Here is a 2,877-nt window from a genome sequence, read left to right as displayed (position 1 = left end):
GTAACAATTGGGCGCGGATTTGTGCTTCGATACCAGCCGCAATATCTGGATTTTCTTTCAGGAAATTGCGCACATTATCTTTGCCCTGGCCAATGCGATCCCCGTTATAACTGTACCAGGCGCCACTTTAATCAACGATACCCTGTTGTACCCCAAGGTTAATGATTTCACCTTCGCGCGAAATGCCTTCGCCATACAGGATATCAAATTCGGCCTGTTTGAATGGCGGTGCAACCTTGTTCTTGACCACTTTAACGCGGGTTTCATTACCCAGGACTTCATCACCTTTCTTGATCGCGCCGGTACGACGAATATCCAGGCGAACGGAAGAATAAAATTTCAGCGCATTACCACCGGTGGTGGTTTCAGGATTACCAAACATCACGCCAATTTTCATTCGGATCTGGTTAATGAAAATGACCAGTGTGTTGGAACGTTTGATATTGGCGGTGAGTTTGCGTAACGCCTGGGACATCAAACGCGCCTGCAAACCAACATGGTGATCACCCATGTCACCTTCAATTTCTGCTTTCGGGGTCAGGGCAGCTACCGAGTCCACGACCACGACATCCACGGCACTGGAACGAACCAGCATATCGGTTATTTCCAGAGCCTGCTCGCCGGTATCCGGCTGCGACACCAGTAAATCATCGACGTTGACTCCCAGCTTTCTTGCGTAAACTGGGTCCAGGGCATGCTCCGCATCCACGAATGCCGCCGTACCACCGAGTTTTTGCGCTTCAGCAATCACTTGCAAGGTGAGCGTCGTTTTACCTGAAGATTCAGGTCCGTATATTTCAACAACCCGACCGCGTGGTAAACCACCTATACCCAATGCGACATCCAGGCCTAACGATCCCGTTGATATGGCTTCGATATCTCGCGCAGGTCCTTCATCACCCATGCGCATTACAGATCCTTTGCCAAACTGCTTCTCGATTTGACTCAGTGCTGCGGTTAAGGCTTTTCTTTTGTTGTCATCCACTATTGATGTCCTCTAATTAACTACTCTTCAAATAATGCAAGCGCCTGCTGCCAAAGCGTTGCGCCTTTTGCTGCCATAATGAGACAGCCGATTATTTAAGCGGCAATTATTTCATAGATACCTATTGGGGTTAAGCGCAAAAATACACAAAGATTTAATAAAAAAAGCGCCGCGTATAACAGATAAAAATAGAGGATAAAAAGAGAAGCTTAGGCTAACAATTTCAAAATACCCTGAAGCGCTGTTTCAACGGTTTGTTGGCGCACCTCGTAACGGTTGCCTAAATAATGTTCAACTTGAGTCACCGGAGCTGCATCGCGCATACTCCACGCATGCCAAACCATACCCACAGGTTTTTCGGGTGTACCTCCGGTCGGCCCGGCAATACCAGTTACCGCGAGCGCAACATCCGCGCGACTCTTTGCCAATACCCCCTGCACCATCTCCATTACCGTTTGCTCGCTCACTGCACCATGCTGCACCAGGGTGTCCGGAGAAACATTGAGCATGTCTTGCTTGGCTTCATTGGTATAGGTCACGAACCCGCGATCAAACCATTGCGAACTACCGGCAATGTCGGTAATGGATTGTGAAATCCAGCCACCCGTACACGATTCAGCGGTCGCTAGCCACAATCGCTTTTCCAGCAGGCGACGTCCTACCTGTTCTGACAGGTGTTGTAGGTTCATAGAGTGGTAACGTAGCAGAAAATTCAGGTCTGGTCTAAGACATCGTGCTCATTGTCTTTTTGTTCCACTTCGATGCGATTACGGCCCAGGCGCTTGGCCCGGTACAGGGCATGGTCTGCCCGCTCGATAAACTGGGTGGGCGTCTCCGGCGCGCGATACTCGGTCACACCAGCAGAAAACGTCGGTGCATTAATCGTCATTCCGCCAATCTTGCATTGCACTTTAGGCACAGTACTTTTTACTTTGTCCAGCGCTCTTAGTACACCATCCAGATCAGTATTCGGTAGCAAGACCGCAAACTCTTCACCGCCGTAGCGGGCGATCATGTCATGATGCCGGAAAATGGACAGAATTTTTTCAGAATAGATACGCAATACTTTATCGCCGGCTGCATGCCCGTATTTATCGTTAACCTGCTTGAAATGGTCAATGTCAATTAAAACCAGGGACAAAGGAAAGCCATAACGTTTAACCCGACTCACCTCATCGTCCATACGCCGCATAAAGGCGCGCCGGTTGGGTAACGAAGTTAATTCATCGGTCAGGCTTAACATACGCGCACGATCCAGTTCGTCGCTGAGTTTCTGTTTATCCGACTCAATAATAGAGAGATAGGTCTGCGCGGTATCGAATTTCTTCGCGAGTTGTGTATGGCTCTCGCTGAGCTTTTTCATGGAAGCCAATATGGCTTTTCGTCGATCTTCCACGTTTTGTATTTTCGTCGCATCATCCAGCGCATCTATTTCCAGACCGAGATGAACACCAAACTCTGCGTTCTCCGCTACAATGGCGCGCATTTGCCGCACAAAGTCTCGATGCAAGCGTTCCATTTCGTTTTCATCCGATCTTTGTAATCGAAAATTCGCACTCTCGGCGTCATCTGATTCCGGCGCCGCATGTTCTTTCATGGATGGCTCTGTAATTTGCTCGGCTTCTGTCAAGGTGGGATAGATATCTTCCAGTGAATCTTCAGTTTCAGGCGCAGTCTCTTCCACGTTAGATTTGTCGAGCACATCGCTCTCAGAAGCAATTTCCCTGTTGTATTCATCCGGGAAGCGCAACATTTTTAGCACCGCCTTGGGTGCCTTGAGTGGCCTGGATTCATGTGCGCCCAATTGGCTAGTGCTTTTTATATGCTCATCGATTTCGCGGGAAAATTCTGCGTCTTCGTAATCAGCATGTTCCTTATTAAGCAACTCGTCC

Annotated in this window: 2 protein-coding genes and 1 pseudogene; all 3 read right to left on the bottom strand. The window is 48.8% G+C overall.

Translation table 11 applies throughout. The features are described 5' to 3' along the window. Positions 1-988: pseudogene (gene recA / locus ACWVCM_RS14945) on the bottom strand (recombinase RecA); the annotation flags it as partial. A 206-nt stretch (positions 989-1,194) separates the two neighbouring features. Beyond that, complete coding sequence (pncC, locus tag ACWVCM_RS14940) at positions 1,195-1,674, bottom strand: nicotinamide-nucleotide amidase (protein WP_455202563.1); 480 nt, start codon at positions 1,672-1,674, stop codon at positions 1,195-1,197. A gap of 23 nt (positions 1,675-1,697) precedes the next feature. Then, the coding region (locus tag ACWVCM_RS14935) for a GGDEF domain-containing protein (protein WP_455202562.1) at positions 1,698-2,877 on the bottom strand (1,180 nt) is incomplete at its 5' end.

It is taken from the genome of Kaarinaea lacus (assembly GCF_975902315.1).
The sequence above is the reverse complement of the archived record's forward strand: the minus strand, read 5'-3'. Positions and strand labels throughout refer to the sequence as shown.

Excerpts from the sequence above, each read along its gene's own strand:
- pncC (WP_455202563.1), bottom strand. The coding sequence starts at position 1,674 with ATGAACCTACAACACCTGTCAGAACAGGTAGGACGTCGCCTGCTGGAA.